This window comes from Clostridium sp. UBA5712, from assembly GCF_002419845.1.
Classification (GTDB): Bacteria; Bacillota; Clostridia; order Clostridiales; family Clostridiaceae; genus Clostridium_J; species Clostridium_J sulfidigenes.
The window spans coordinates 110,402-125,762 of the sequence record NZ_DIGW01000016.1 but is presented as its reverse complement, the minus strand read 5'-3'; the positions used below and the strand labels follow the sequence as shown (position 1 = coordinate 125,762).

Here is a 15,361-nt window from a genome sequence, read left to right as displayed (position 1 = left end):
TTTGATAAAATGCTATCTTTGAACTTTTATAAGTTTACCATAACAAGAATCTCCACATGCATTCATACAAGTATAATCTTCACAAACTATAATTGTATGGATTGCCTTTTTAGCATTTTTATTCTTTTTTGAAAGTAAATGTTCCATGATTTCACCCCCCTTAAATTTAATATATATAATAACATAAATATGTTATTCACTTTATATATATTTTAGAATAATCTCTCCTGTATAAACATCCACATATATATCCTCACTATTCTTAATAACTAGTTCATATCTCCTCTCAATCTCATTCCACCACTGTGATATTTCTTTATCTATTACTTTTATATCTTCTTCGACTTTATCCAGTAAATCTTTTCTGCTATTATTATTTAAAATTAGCTTTAACTCCTCAAGAGAATTTTTTCTTTCTGTGTACACTTCAAAATCTTTTATGTCATTTGCATCAAGAATTGAAATTATCTTATCTTTTTCTTCCATTTAAACACCTCTTACATAACCTTAAAATATTCTATAGGATCTTTGTACATATTACTCTTTATATAATTGGAAATATGTTTTATATTAATTAAATTATTATTAATTAGTAGTTGTTGAAGCATACAAGACTTTTCTTTTTCTAGATTTGATATTAAACATTGTATTCTAGGTGACATATTAATTTCTTCAGTCATTAACTCATTAATAAACTTACAGTTTTTACAATGATAGCTATCACACTTTCCACACATAATTAAATTTTTAGATTTAAACTCTTCATTAAGATTTTTTAAAATTCCATCCTCTATACTTCCCATGTACTTATTCTCGTCATTAAAATACGCTGCTGGACACATGTAAACTTTGCCATTAGGTGCTAATGCATAGGTATATACGCCTGAACTACATCTATTATGTTCTTGTAATTCAAAGATATCTGTTAACACATTTATATCTATCACTTCACTATTCTTATAGATTTCTACTATAATTTTTATTAGTTTATCTAATTCATGAGAATATTTCTCTACATCTTTTTCATTCCAGTATGGAATATCTTTTATAATTAAGTTGATTCGAGAATAGTTTTCTTTAATTTTTCCTATAAAATTTGATAGTTCATGTAACTTTTCTTTGTATACATTAACAATGCAAGCATCATTGTAATCTTCACCTATAAGTTCTTCTGACATATTCAATACAGATATTCCATTTATACCTTCTATATCACTTGTACCCTTCATAATAGTTAATGAGCTGTGTCCATCATATTTAAACTTATTGTTATTATCTTCAAGTATTACTGGCATAAAATTATTATCTTCGCAAAAACTCAGTCCCTTATTAAAAATTTCTTCACTCATCACATGATCTCCACCACTGTTTTCATATAGACAATGAGATGTAGCTTTATCGGATGTTATAAATAGCATATACTTTTCCGGTGTATTTATTTTCTTTCTTTCCTCTTCAATTTCTCTTCTTGGTGATTTCATACCTGTAACTTTTTCAAACTTATCCCAATAATATTCATTTGCTCTAACATTAGCCTTATGCATTTCACATATATACGTAGCTTTTTTATATATGGTTCCATAACAATCATAATTAAAGCCTGTACATCCTGTACATCCTGTAGCTACTTCACATTCTAAACATTTGTCTTCACTTTCCTTTAAAGTATTTAATTCCAAAAATGGCCTTACCTTATCTAAATCCATCCCTTTATTAATATCCCCTACTTTTCTACCTTTTCTATTATTCATAGAAAGGTCCAAAAATCTAACACATGGATAAAAGTTGCCATCACAATCTATTGCAAGCATTCTGCCTGCTCCACAGCTATTACTTTTAAGTTCATTTTCTAAAAGTGGAAATCCCTTATTAGGATCAAAGAATGACACAGTATATTTATCCCAAATCTTATTTTCTAATATATAATCTCCTAAAGCTTTGAGTTGTTCTTCAAATATAAGCGGATCTTCTTCATCCCAAACTTCTTCAAATACCACATTAGCAGCAACTTGTGATATTCCTAAATCCCATAGATTTATAATACTATCTTTTAAATATTTTATATCTCCATGGGCAAAAGTTGCCTTTGTAGCCGCTTCTGGAAATTGCTCTAACCATAAGGGTACATTTTTAACTACATCATCATATGATCCAGTTCCATCTAATTTTACTCTTTGTAAATCATGTTTTTCTTTATTTCCATCAACACTTAATCCAATAGATACATGCTTACGATTCTTTTTAATATATTCTTGCACTTTAGGGTGATCATATAATATACCATTACTTGAAAAACTTAATCTATATTTATTAAACCAAGGATGATTTAATTCATAAGTTCTTACTTTTATATAATCTGTTATTTTATCAATCAAATCCATTTCTAAGAAAGGCTCCCCACCTATGAAGTTCCAGATTACTCCAAGTTCATTAAAAGTTTTTCTATCTTCTAATATATAATCAATAGCCTTTTTAGCAGTTTCAAAGGACATTTTTTTTACATTGTTTTTTCCTGTCATATAGCAATATTTACATCTAAGATTACATTCCTCAGTTACTGAAAATGTAATATCCTTTATTCTTCTGTCCCCCCATACTACAGGTAGTTTTCCCATTGAAATATTATTGTCCATAATTAATACTCCCCTTTTTCTAGTTTTCTCTTCCCTTTAAATATAAATTTTTATATAAAGACTCGTAACTCATTAACTCCTTATGTGATCCCGATTCAATTATTTGACCCTGATTTATAAGAAAAATACTTTTTGCATTAAATATACCTTTTAATCTATGCGTAATTACTATTACTATATGATCTATTGATATATAATTAATTAATTCATTTATAGATTCCTCTGTATCATTATCTAATGCGGATGTTATTTCATCTAAAAGTAATATTGATGTTCTTCTTAATAATGCCCTTGCTATGGCAATTCTTTGTTTCTGACCTACAGATAAACCAACTCCACCTTCTGAAACTACAGTATCATAATTATTAGGAAGACTCATTATAAATTTATGTATATTGCAAATAGAACATACATGTTCAATCTCATTCATATCACTACAAGAGTTTCCTAATAATAAATTGTCCTTAATTGATAAATTAAACAAATATGGTTCCTGTCTCACTACTGAAACATTATTTCGTAGTGAAACATCACTCATCTCTCTAATGTTAACTTCATTGATTAATATTTCTCCATCATAATTATCATAAAATCTTAATAACAAATTAAATATTGTACTTTTACCACTTCCACTTTCACCAACTATTACATATTTTCCAAATCCATTAAATGATACATTTAAATTACTGATAACATTTTTATCAGTATAGCTAAATGAAACATTCTTTAATTCAATCTTTTTTTCTTCTTTATGAATATCTTTATTACCAAATATATTCGTATTAAAATTTAAATTATTATTTAAATCATATATTCTTTTTAATGACACAATAAGTTTTTGAATAACAGCATTAACCTTAGTTAAGCTAGAAAGAGAGTTTGAAAACAAAATTGAGTATGATAAGAATGTTATGAATTCCTCAATACCAATTTTCCCTAAACTAATTAAAACTATTGCAATGAAAATAAATATTATCATATCTAGATAATTTACAGCTTGTACAAGCATATTACCTTTTATAGTTATATATTGGGACTTTATTGCTTGGTTAGTTGCTTTATCTAAAATTGATCCTAATCTATTCTCCATCTTATCTCTAATGCCTAAAGATACAATTTCTCTTATACCTGTAAAACACTGTGCCTCAACTCCATAGCATTGATCATTAAATTGTTTATAAAGTGAAATTTCCTTCTTAACTTTTTTTCCACTCCACTTAAAAATTCCTAAAGTTATAGGAAATGTTGCAGCAATTATTAAGAATAAATAGACATTTAAACTAATCATTGAAACGCCAATAAAAGTTACTACAAATAATGAATCTAGTAGTGATATAGAATAATTAGCAAATACATTTGATATATCTTCGATGTCGTTATTCATTCGTGATAATAATTCTCCTGTTTCTGTATTGTCGAATACCTGGATAGGAAAGTTAAGTATTTTAGAAAACAAATCACTTCTTATATCTTTACATACATTACAATCTACTTTAGTTAATATTCTAAATTTAAATGCTTCTGTCAATACTTGTCCTAAATATATAAATACTAATAGTAAAAGCATATTTATAGCTAAGTTATATTCAGATCGGAATAACAGGTTTATAATTTTAGCTTTTATTTTAGGTTCTATTGAAACTAGCAATGTAACTATAGTCATAAGAATAATCATCAAAGCTATTTTTCATGTATATGGTTTTACATAATTGAATGCCCATCTAATAACTTTTTTATCTTCTTTAGATAAAGTTTTCATATATACTCCTTTAGCTGATTTTCATTATACGTTCATAATTATTATATTTCTATAAACCATTAAAATCATTATTTTAATGATTTATAGTTTACTAACTCCTCATTACTAACACTAAATTGATAATTATATTTATTATTCTTTTAATAAATATCCCCTTTTACATTTATCAAAGTTAAAGTGCTAAATATAAATATTAAGAAAAACATACTAATAACTTCTTCATAATGTTCCATTCTTAATTTCTCTTATAGTATCTAATAAACTTTTATTTATATTTTTATTAGTTATCAATCCAACTAAAATATCATTAAGTAACTCTTTATGATTATCATACATATGTTTATTACGATTTAAAATTATTAAATATTGATTTGTATAATTTGAATTTAGTAACTCATCATGATAATCTTGTACTATATTTTCATATATCTTTGTTAGCCATAAAATATTATTATCATTAATACATAATTTGATCGCAGTATTATAATGTTTAACAGCAGCTTTAACATCAAATTTAATAAAATAGTTTTTTATTTTTATTAAGTATGCTATATATAAACTAGCATCCTCACTTTTAAGCCTATCGCCATTTATTTTATTTAAATAGAAGTTAGAACGCTCTTCATCTTCAACTAATTCATACAATGTAATTAAGTTAATTATTACACTTGAATTATCTGGAAACTCTTTGTGTAATTTTATATAACTATTTATAGACTTCTCTATATTACCAACTTCATAATTCACATTAGCTTCCAGTATGCTGCTATCTATAATAAGTTTTGACTCTACATATTCTAATTTTTTTATACTTTCTATATATTCTAACGAAACTTTATAATTATTAATCTCCTTATTAATCAAAGCTACCCCGTAATATACCCGTGACTCAATATCTTGAATGTTCCTAATTTCATAATTACTCCTTTTATAAACTAGCTTAATTAATATTTCTGCTTCCGTATAACTTTTTAAGCCTAATGCCCAATTGCATAGGCATACATGATCCCACCCAATTTTATTTAAAATATCTATGTAGGAATATTCTTCCAAGCATCCTATATCTTTTGCTTTGGTATAGAAATCAAGAGATTTTTGAAATTCATTTTGATTTCCAAAAATTTCACCTTGTAGTTTATAATAATCCTGTAAAATATTTTTAAGATTATACTGTAAACATATAGTTTCAAAATTTTCTGTATCTATTTTTTCTTTTTTTCTTAGTTCAATCTCACATAAATATCTTGCATAATCTTCATCCTCCATTACTAATTCTTTAGGATATACATTTAAGCTAATATTTTTATGTTTAGCTATGTAATTTAAATGATTACTTATTATTTCAGCTGTTCTATAAGTTATTTTTCTTCTTTTGGTTTCTATAAATTTAATTTGTTGTAATGATAAACTCTCTGTTACCAATTCCTTTTGACTAATATTTAACATATTTCTATAATATTTCAATCTATTTGTAACCTTAAAATTGCTTATCATTTGTTCCTCCTTTATTTTAACATGATTTCATATAAAAAATAGTCTTTATACAAAATTATATATAATAATACATATATAACCATAATTGTACATTAATGAGTTTACAAATTCAACATTTATAGACTATATTTTGTTTAAAATTGTAAACTATTCACTTCATAGAAAACTCCATAAAAAAATAAGTAGATGTAAATTTACACCTACTTATTTTAATTAATAATTATCTTAATTCTGCACCTAGCTTATGCTCTAAGCTTCTTAAAATCTTATCATGGACCTTATTTACTTCAGTATCAGTTAAAGTTTTATCTGCATGTCTATAGGTTATAGCATAGGCTATACTCTTCTTACCTTCTGGAATTTGACTTCCTTTATAAACATCGAATAGCTTAGCACTTTCTAAGATGCCGCCACCTTGTTTTTTAATAGTGTCTTCTATCTCTTGTACTAGAACTCTATCATCTACTAAAACTGCAATATCTCTTGTTACTGCTGGGAATTTAGGAAGTGCTTTATGTTTTTTGTCTATCTTAGCACATTCCATTAATATATCTAAATTTAATTCAGCAACAAAACATCTTGTATCTATACCATAATTTTCACTTACATCTGGATGAATTTCACCTAAAACTCCAGAAATTTTATTTCTAAGTTTTAATGCAGCAGTTTTTCCTGGATGGAAGCTAGGATTCTCACTTTCTCTAATAAAAATTCCATTATCTATTCCTAAAGCATTTAGTACATTTTCTACCACACCTTTAAGTTCTAAATAATCTCCCGCTCCATACATTCCTAAGGTTAAAATATTTCTTTCTTCTGGCAACTTCTCTTCATCAGTATTTTTTATATATACTTTACCTATTTCAAAAAGCATTGCACTTTCATTACTCTTTACATAGTTTCTAGCTAAAGATTCCATCATTGATGCAAGAGTAGTAGTTCTCATAACCTTGAAATCTTCTCCTAGAGGATTTCTAATTTCAACTACATTTCTAAGTTCACTATCTTGTGGAATTAAAAGTTTATCAAAAATTTTATTGCTTACAAAGGAATAACTTATAGATTGATTTATTCCACTGGCTACTAAAGCTTCTATTATTTTATCTTCTAGCTTATGCTTATCTGATTTTCCAGACTTTATAGCCTCACAATGAGGAAGGGTAGATTCAAAATTATTATATCCATGAATTCTAGCAATTTCCTCTGCTATATCCTCTTTTATATTTAGATCACTTCTAAATGTTGGACAATTAACAACTAAAACATCACCTTTAATTTCAGTATTTAAATCTAATCCATCTAAATATCTTTTCATATCTTCTTTTGATATATTACTACCTAAGAATCTATTAACCCAGTTACTATCTACTTCTAAGGTATGAGGTTCTATAACTTCATTATATATATCTATAACCCCAGTCATAACCTTACCTGCACCTAATTCTTCCACTAGGGCACATACTCTATCAATAGCTAACTTACATAGGTTTGGATCTAAATCCTTCTCAAATTTAGTTGAAGCTTCTGTTCTAAGTCCTAACTTTTTAGATGTATTTCTTATATTAAGACCATTAAAATTTGCACTTTCTAGGACTATCATAGAAGTATCTTCTTTAACCTCTGAGTTTAATCCTCCCATAACTCCTGCAAGTCCTATAGTTTTATCCCCATCCTTTATACAAAGCATAGAGCTATCTATAGTTCTTTCCTCTTCGTCTAAAGTAACAAATTTTTCTCCATCTTTTCCAGTATCAACTACTATAGTATTAGATACTATATCTCTAGCATCAAAGGCATGTAATGGTTGACCTAACTCTAACATAACAAAGTTTGTTATATCTACAATATTATTAATAGGTCTTACATCAGCTTCTAATAATCTCTCTTGCATCCACTGTGGTGATGGTTCTATCTTTATATTGCTAATTCCTTTAGCCATATATCTTCTACATAGTGGACTCTTAATTTCTACTTTATAACTATCAGTTATATTAGTTTTATCTTCTTCACTATATTTAAGATTTGGCATTTTATAAGTTAACCCTAGAGTCGCTGCTGTTTCTCTTGCCATTCCAATTATACTAAAGCAATCTGCTCTATTAGAAGTTATTTCAAAGTCAATAATAGCACTTTCAAGAGGTATTACAGACTTGATATCTACTCCAATAGATGTATCTTTAGGTAATATCATAAGTCCATGTACTGGCTCATCTCCAGCAATTCCAAGCTCTTCTTCTGAGCAGAACATACCGTTTGATACTACTCCTCTTAATTTACCTTTTTTTATTTTAAGTCCGCCATGCAGCGTTGCTCCGTGTAGTGCTACTGGAATAATATCCTGCTCCTTCATATTTGTAGCAGCAGTTACTATTTGTATTTCTTCCTCTTTGTTAATATCCACTGCACATACAACTAGTTTTTCTGCATCTGGATGTCTTTCTATCTTTGTTATCTTTCCTGTAACTACATTAGAAATTTCATCTCCTGTAAGTATAACCTCTTCAACATGAGACCCTGAAAGATTTAATGCATCTGCAAGTTCTACAGGGGAAACATTTATATCAACATAGTCTTTTAACCATTTAACTGGATACTTCATAATCTTCCTCCTTATATATTAAAACTGATTTAAAAATCTCATATCACTTTCATATAATAATCTAATATCTTCAATACCGTATTTTAACATTACAATTCTATCTAATCCAAATCCGAAAGCAAAACCGCTATATTTTTCTGGATCAATTCCGCAATTTCTAAGTACTTGTGGATGCACCATACCACAGCCTACAATTTCTATCCATCCACTACCTTTACAAACTTTACATCCCTTACCTCCGCATACAAAGCAAGTTGCATCCATCTCTGCTGATGGTTCTGTAAATGGGAAGTGGTGCGGTCTAAATTTAACTTTCATGTCATCTCCAAACATCTTTTGGATAAACATTTCTAGTGTTCCCTTTAAGTCTCCAAAGGTAATATTTTCTGCCACTACTAATCCCTCAATTTGATAGAATATTGGTGAGTGAGTTGCATCTACAGCATCTGAACGATATACCTTTCCTGGTGCAATCATCTTTATTGGTGGCTTTTGATTTTCCATAGTTCTTATCTGGATTGGAGATGTCTGAGTTCTTAATACTATATTATCATTTATGTAGAAAGTATCTTGTTCTCCTCTCGCTGGATGATCCTTGGGTATATTTAAAGCTTCAAAATTGTAATGATCAAACTCTACTTCTGGTCCTTCTTCTATAGAAAAACCCATAGATAAAAATATATCATTTACTTGATCAAGAGTTAAACTTAATGGATGTTTTTTCCCCATAGTTTGTTTCTTTCCTGGCATAGAAATGTCTATTACTTCACTATTTAATTTTTCAGTCTTTTCTGCACTTCTAATAGCTACTACCTTTGTATCAATGGCACTTTCTATTTCTTCTCTTACTTCATTAGCAATTTTACCTACCACCGGTCTTTCTTCTGCTGATAGTTTTCCCATACCTCTTAAGATTGCAGTAAGCTCTCCTTTTTTCCCTAGATACTTTACTCTAATATTTTCAAGTTCAGCTTTATCTGTTACTTGACTTAGTTGTTCTAGGGCAATTTTTTTAATTTGTTCTAATTGTTCTTTCATATTCTAAGCTCCTTTCTAAAATTCATGAGTTCATTTAAAATTATGGATTAAAACTTTCTTTGGAAAAAAATTTTCACTTCATAATTAATGAAATTTCTACTTAATTCAAGTATAAATAATAGTTTCTGAAATTAAGTTTTTGCTTTATAGACATAAAAAAACCGTCCCTAAAAAGGGACGGAAAATCCGCGGTACCACCCTAATTGAGTTTTATTAAAACTCCTCTTAGTAAATCTATCGACCATAGCCGCTAATTACTACTATTACTTCATAATTAGTACTCAGAAGTGAACTTCGATATAATCCTATAAGAACAGCTTTCAGTCTTTGGCTCTTCATCCCTTATATAAAAATATATATCTACTCTCTTCGTCATTGTATAAATATTTTATTTTACTAAACCAGTTTGGATACTATTTCACTTAAATAACATTTAAATCCTAACTTGATAGAAACATTATACATATAATATATAAAAATTTCAAGTATTAATACTTTTTATTTAACTTTTGTCTTACACCTTCATATATCATAATAGATGCAGCTATAGCAACATTTAAGGATTCTGTATTTCCTAGCATAGGAATTTTAACCTTAAAGGTAGCTAAATTCATAACTTCATCACTAATGCCATTACCTTCATTACCTACAGCTATTATTGCATTATCTACTAGATTAACTTCATAAAAGTTTTTTTCTGTGTCAAGGGAACTACATACTAAATTATACCCTTCACTAATTAATCTTTTTGTGAAAACTAAATTTTCATCATGGATTATAGGAATATTAAATATGGAACCCATAGTAGCTCTTAAGGTTTTTTCATTGTATAAGTCTACTGTATCTTTACTTAAAATAACTCCCCTACAACCAGCACTATGAGCTGTTCTTATTATAGTTCCTAAATTGCCTGGATCTTGTATCTTGTCAGCTAAAATATACAGTCCTTCTTCTTTATTAAAATTTTCCTCTTTCATTTGAAGTACAGCTAAAACTCCTTGAGAATTTTCTGTACCTGAAATATTTTTAAATAGACTGTCATTTATAATAAATAATTTTTCTTCATATTTATTAATATAAAAAGAAAATTTTTCTTTAAATTTATCAACTGAGCTTTCCTTTATAAAAAGTTTATCTATAATAAAATCTGATTTAAAACCTTCTTCTAGAAATCTAAATCCTTCTACAATAAACTTCTTATTTTCAACTCTATATTTTTTTTCTTTTAATTTTTTAATTTCTTTTAATGTATTATTATCCTTACTTTTTATAACCTGCACTTATAAATCTCCTTATCTAACTAAACTTTCAATTCCGTTTAGCTCAGCAGTTCCTCCTATGGCTACTATTATATCGCCTTCCTGTATAACCTCATCTGCAGATGGAGATACCTCTATGTTATCATCTCTTTTAATAGCTACCACATTTACACTGTACCTCACTCTTAAATCTAGCTCTTTTAGAGAGTGACCTTCCCATTCCTTTGGGGTAACAATTTCTGCAATGCTAAAGTCTGGTGATAACTCTATATAATCAAGTATGTTAGAAGAACAAAGGTTATGAGCAACTCTAATTCCCATATCTCTCTCTGGGAATATAACTCTATTGGCACCTATTTTATATAAAACTTTTGCATGCAATGCATTATTAGCCTTAGTTATAATATGCTTAACATTCATTTCTTTAACTAAAAGAGTAGATAGAATATTAGCTTGAATATCAGAACCAATACTAATTATAGCCACATCAAAATTACCAATTCCAAGGGCTCTTAGGCTAACCTCATCATTTGCATCTACTTGAACAGCATGAGTAACTCTTTCTGCAATGTTTTGAACAGCTTCTTCATCTATATCTACAGCTAATACATCATTACCAAGTGCATATAAAGTCTCTGCTACTGAAGTTCCAAATCTACCTAAACCAATAACTATAAATTGTTTTTTACTCATTAATATATCCCCCTTTATCCAACTAAGATTTTATCTTCTGGATACTTAATAGAATTTCCTCTTTTACTTTTTCTTATAGAAATTGCTACAACTAATGTAAGTGGCCCAACTCTACCCGCATACATAGTTAGTGCTACTATAGCCTTGCCTATAGCAGTAAGCTCTTGAGTTAATCCTAATGTTAACCCAACAGTTCCAAAGGCTGAAGTAGCTTCAAATAAATAATGTTCAAACGGAGCACCTGATGCTCTTTCTGTAATAGATAATAATATGGTTGTAGTAAACACTAACGCCAGTGCTATTACTACTACTGCTAAAGCCTTATATACAGTTTCTTTATTTATTTTTCTTTTAAATAACTCTGTATCTTCTCTTCCATTTATAACTGATAGTATTGTCATAAAAAGCACGCCCGCGGTAGAAGTTTTTATTCCCCCAGCCGTTGATCCTGGTGAACCACCAATAAACATCAACATTATGGATAAAAATGTAGATGCCATAGTCATCTTTGTCAAATCTATAGAATTAAATCCTGCTGTTCTTGGTGAAACCGATGCAAAGAATGCTGACAGCACTTTTTCTTTAATCCCCATAGGTTTTAAAGTATCTGGATTAGAAAGTTCAAATACAAGAAACATTATAAATCCAAACAAAATCAATCCTGCACTTACAGCTATTACTAGTTTAGTCTGAAGTGTTAATCTTTTAGTACGTTTATAATTAAATATATCATTCCATGCATAGAAACCTAGTCCACCAATTACTATTAAAGAAGATATAGTAAGTATTATCAAAGCATTATCACTATAGGCAGTTAAGCTACCGTAATTTCCCATAAGATCAAATCCAGCATTACAAAATGCAGAAACTGCATGAAATATACTATAATATATACCTTTAATAATTCCAAACTCAGGTATAAATTCAAAGGAAAGCAGTAAAGCTCCTATAAATTCTATTGAAAAAGTAAAAACTAATATATATCTAGCTAATTTTACTATTCCCTGAAGAGATGTTGAATTTAATGATTCCCTTATAATTAATCTTTCTTTTAAAGTTATTTTTTTACCAATAATTAATGATAAAAGTGTAGCAAAAGACATAAATCCAAGACCACCAATTTGTATTAAAATAAGTATTACTGTTTTTCCAAAATAACTCCAATAAGTACCAGTATCTACAGTAACTAATCCTGTCACACAAACTGCAGAAGTTGATGTGAAAATACAATCTATAAATGGAGTTCCTACACCTTTTATAGTAGCAATAGGTAAGCTTAATAATAGGGCACCTGTAAATATTATAGTTGCAAATCCCATAGCTATTATTTGAACTGGAGTAAAGTTTTTACGCCTTAGAACATCCCTTAATCTTAACTGCATAAATAACACCTCAAACTTTTAAAAAAATTTATCACGATTATATATTTATATATAGTTTCCCCATTTCCTTATTAAAATATATATAGTATAAAAATGTAGCCATGGCTACATTTCTATACTATATATATCCATTTATTTATTATCTTTATTTCTTATATAAAAATAATAAATAATTATGTACATTAAAATTTAGTCTAACAAAATCCAGAGACATGACATAGTCATCCTCTGGCTTTTATTTTTTATATTTAATTAATCTTATAGATGCTTCTTAGCAACTTCTACTAATTCAGCAAATGCTTTTGGATCGTTGATTGCTATTTCAGAAAGCATTTTTCTGTTTATTTCAACTCCAGCAAGCTTCATTCCATTCATGAATTTTGAATAAGAAAGATCATTCATTCTAGCAGCTGCATTTATTCTAGCTATCCATAGTTTTCTGAAATCTCTTTTCTTTAATTTTCTTCCAACATAAGCATTTCTTAATGCTCTTATTACTGATTCATTAGCTGTTTTAAATAACTTGCTTTTTCCACCGTAGTATCCTTTTGCAAGTTTTAATACTTTTTTATGTTTTTTACGACTATTCATCGCTCTTTTTACTCTTGCCATTATATTTACCTCCTAGATAACTTCCTACTATAAGTATGGTAGTAATTTCTTCATTATTTTTTCTTGAGTAGTTGAAACGTATCCTGTTTTTCTAAGATTTCTCTTAGTCTTTCTGCTCTTCTTAGTTAATATATGGCGTCTAAAAGCTTTAGATCTTTTTAACTTACCTGTTCCTGTCTTTTTAAATCTCTTTGCTGCACCTCTATGTGTTTTCATTTTTGGCATTGTAAAGTCCTCCTCTCGGTTATGCTCTTTTTGGAGCTAATATCATTATCATATTTCTTCCTTCTTGTCTAGCTGGCTTTTCAATAACATAAACATCGCCTAATTTTTCTACAAAAAGGTTTAATATCTTGTGTCCTACTTGCGAGTTTTCAATTTCTCTTCCTCTAAATCTCACAGTAACTTTAACTTTGTCTTCATCTAATAAGAACTTTCTAGCATTATTAGCTTTTATCTCAATATCGTGATCTTCTATGCTAGCACTTAGTCTAATCTCTTTAAGAGTAGTGATTTTTTGTTTCTTTTTAGCTTCTTTTTCCTTCTTTTGTTGCTCATAAACAAACTTACCAAAATCCATGATTTTGCATACCATAGGTTTTGCATTTGGAGATACTACAACTAAATCTAATTCCTTTTGTAATGCAATTTCTAATGCTTCTTTTGTAGAAATTACTCCTAGTGCTTCCCCGTCTGAGTTAATAACTCTAACTTCTTTGTCTCTTATCTCTTCATTCATCATGAAATCTTTATTTTTACTGATAACATTCACCTCCGGCTTTTAAACCACATATTTTTATCTTATATAAAATAAAAAGGACAGCAAACGCCGTCCTGTTATTACAATCATTGTAAACCAAAATTTTACCTTACTAGCAGTACTGTAAGGTGAGAAACGGCAGTTTCTACTTGTTAATTAGTTATTTACTTTTTCACTAACATAGTTAATCTTACTACACCTTTATATTATTGTCAATAGGCATTTCTATAATTTCTTTAAACATTAAACATTCATTACAACCACTACAATGATAAATTCTATTCTCAAAAACTTTCTCTAGAGTATTAATTAGCTCCTTATTTTTACATCTATTAGCAGAATGTATTACTATTTTTTTCGGGCACATAGTTATTAGTCCACTTATAACTAAATCATCTTGACTAACGTCTACTATATTTTTATTTTCGCAAATTTCATTCAAAAGGGTTTCCATAATATTATTTCCAAATTCATCTCTGAGTATATATGAATCTCCTCTTTTTCCAATATACAAATCTACCTTTTCAGCCTTACTTTCTTGTATCTCAACAAAATACTTTAAAAGACTAATAAATTCATTATACTCCTTTTCTATCATATAACTTTCTACCACTTTTTCTATTATCGCATATATCTGTGGCATTAATTCCTTGGATCTAAAGTCCATAAACCCTTTAATATTTAATACGTTACCTTCTTCTATACAATTAATAATTCTATCTAAAATACTATTTTTCTTATTCATATAATATATCACAGTATCATCTATAGGTACTTCTTCTTTTAAAATTTTATATATATCCTTTTTTACAATACTTATATCGTTATAGTTAAGAAAATTATATGTTTCATTCAGATGTTTATTAACCCTTTTTTCTAAAAATTCATTAATAATTACACCATATAAAATATTAGCTGTATAATAGTTAAATAATTTCTTAACTTCATCCTCAGTGTAATCACCATCTTCCCAATATATATGTATACATTCATCTAATTCATCATTTTCAATTTTCAAATTTATACTTTTCTTTTTTTCTCTTAAATACTCACTCATACTCTTAACTTGATTTAATACATAATCCTTATAACTATTATTTACAATGGTCAACAGTAGCATTCAATCACCCCA

At 28.2% G+C, this 15,361-nt stretch carries 14 protein-coding genes and 2 other annotated features; all 14 genes read right to left on the bottom strand.

The window, feature by feature from the left end:
- Positions 1 to 12 precede the first annotated feature (12 nt).
- The 14 genes from B3B03_RS15465 to ytxC all read right to left on the bottom strand — a co-directional run bounded on the left by B3B03_RS15465 (position 13) and on the right by ytxC (position 15,349).
- Positions 13 to 147 carry a hypothetical protein gene (locus tag B3B03_RS15465; protein WP_346848599.1) on the bottom strand — a complete coding sequence of 45 codons (135 nt, stop codon included), beginning with the start codon at positions 145 to 147 and terminating at the stop codon, positions 13 to 15.
- A gap of 54 nt (positions 148 to 201) precedes the next feature.
- A complete protein-coding gene (locus B3B03_RS15460; RefSeq protein WP_346848598.1) occupies positions 202 to 486 on the bottom strand; it encodes a hypothetical protein in 285 nt (94 codons plus the stop codon).
- Between the two features lie 11 nt (positions 487 to 497).
- On the bottom strand, positions 498 to 2,633 hold the full coding sequence (locus tag B3B03_RS15455; RefSeq protein WP_346848597.1) for a radical SAM peptide maturase, CXXX-repeat target family: 2,136 nt from the start codon (positions 2,631 to 2,633) through the stop codon (positions 498 to 500).
- Between the two features lie 19 nt (positions 2,634 to 2,652).
- Positions 2,653 to 4,308: an ABC transporter ATP-binding protein gene (locus B3B03_RS15450; protein ID WP_346848700.1), complete on the bottom strand. Its 1,656-nt coding sequence runs from the start codon at positions 4,306 to 4,308 to the stop codon at positions 2,653 to 2,655.
- Positions 4,309 to 4,611: 303 nt separating this feature from the next.
- Positions 4,612 to 5,886, bottom strand: a complete 1,275-nt coding sequence (locus tag B3B03_RS15445; protein WP_346848596.1) for a helix-turn-helix transcriptional regulator — start codon at positions 5,884 to 5,886, stop codon at positions 4,612 to 4,614.
- Positions 5,887 to 6,106: 220 nt separating this feature from the next.
- Positions 6,107 to 8,485, bottom strand: coding sequence for a phenylalanine--tRNA ligase subunit beta (gene pheT, locus B3B03_RS15440; RefSeq protein WP_346877766.1), 2,379 nt, complete (start codon positions 8,483 to 8,485; stop codon positions 6,107 to 6,109).
- An 18-nt stretch (positions 8,486 to 8,503) separates the two neighbouring features.
- Positions 8,504 to 9,523 (bottom strand): phenylalanine--tRNA ligase subunit alpha, encoded by a 1,020-nt coding sequence (pheS, locus tag B3B03_RS15435; RefSeq protein ID WP_035134359.1) that lies wholly within the window; start codon positions 9,521 to 9,523, stop codon positions 8,504 to 8,506.
- Positions 9,524 to 9,693: 170 nt separating this feature from the next.
- Positions 9,694 to 9,908: a binding site (T-box leader), on the bottom strand.
- A gap of 103 nt (positions 9,909 to 10,011) precedes the next feature.
- Positions 10,012 to 10,803 (bottom strand): RNA methyltransferase, encoded by a 792-nt coding sequence (locus tag B3B03_RS15430; RefSeq protein ID WP_346877765.1) that lies wholly within the window; start codon positions 10,801 to 10,803, stop codon positions 10,012 to 10,014.
- A 12-nt stretch (positions 10,804 to 10,815) separates the two neighbouring features.
- On the bottom strand, positions 10,816 to 11,475 hold the full coding sequence (locus B3B03_RS15425) for a TrkA family potassium uptake protein (RefSeq protein ID WP_346848593.1): 660 nt from the start codon (positions 11,473 to 11,475) through the stop codon (positions 10,816 to 10,818).
- A 14-nt stretch (positions 11,476 to 11,489) separates the two neighbouring features.
- Entirely contained in the window at positions 11,490 to 12,857 is a 1,368-nt protein-coding gene (locus B3B03_RS15420) for a TrkH family potassium uptake protein (RefSeq protein ID WP_346848592.1), read from the bottom strand.
- A 258-nt stretch (positions 12,858 to 13,115) separates the two neighbouring features.
- Positions 13,116 to 13,469 (bottom strand): 50S ribosomal protein L20, encoded by a 354-nt coding sequence (gene rplT / locus B3B03_RS15415; RefSeq protein WP_035135825.1) that lies wholly within the window; start codon positions 13,467 to 13,469, stop codon positions 13,116 to 13,118.
- A gap of 27 nt (positions 13,470 to 13,496) precedes the next feature.
- Positions 13,497 to 13,694: a 50S ribosomal protein L35 gene (gene rpmI, locus B3B03_RS15410; RefSeq protein ID WP_035135823.1), complete on the bottom strand. Its 198-nt coding sequence runs from the start codon at positions 13,692 to 13,694 to the stop codon at positions 13,497 to 13,499.
- A gap of 19 nt (positions 13,695 to 13,713) precedes the next feature.
- Complete coding sequence (gene infC, locus B3B03_RS15405; RefSeq protein WP_035135821.1) at positions 13,714 to 14,241, bottom strand: translation initiation factor IF-3; 528 nt, start codon at positions 14,239 to 14,241, stop codon at positions 13,714 to 13,716.
- A gap of 33 nt (positions 14,242 to 14,274) precedes the next feature.
- Positions 14,275 to 14,386 (bottom strand) — a sequence feature (ribosomal protein L20 leader region).
- Between the two features lie 36 nt (positions 14,387 to 14,422).
- Positions 14,423 to 15,349 (bottom strand): putative sporulation protein YtxC, encoded by a 927-nt coding sequence (gene ytxC, locus B3B03_RS15400; RefSeq protein ID WP_346848591.1) that lies wholly within the window; start codon positions 15,347 to 15,349, stop codon positions 14,423 to 14,425.
- Between the last annotated feature and the right edge of the window lie 12 nt (positions 15,350 to 15,361).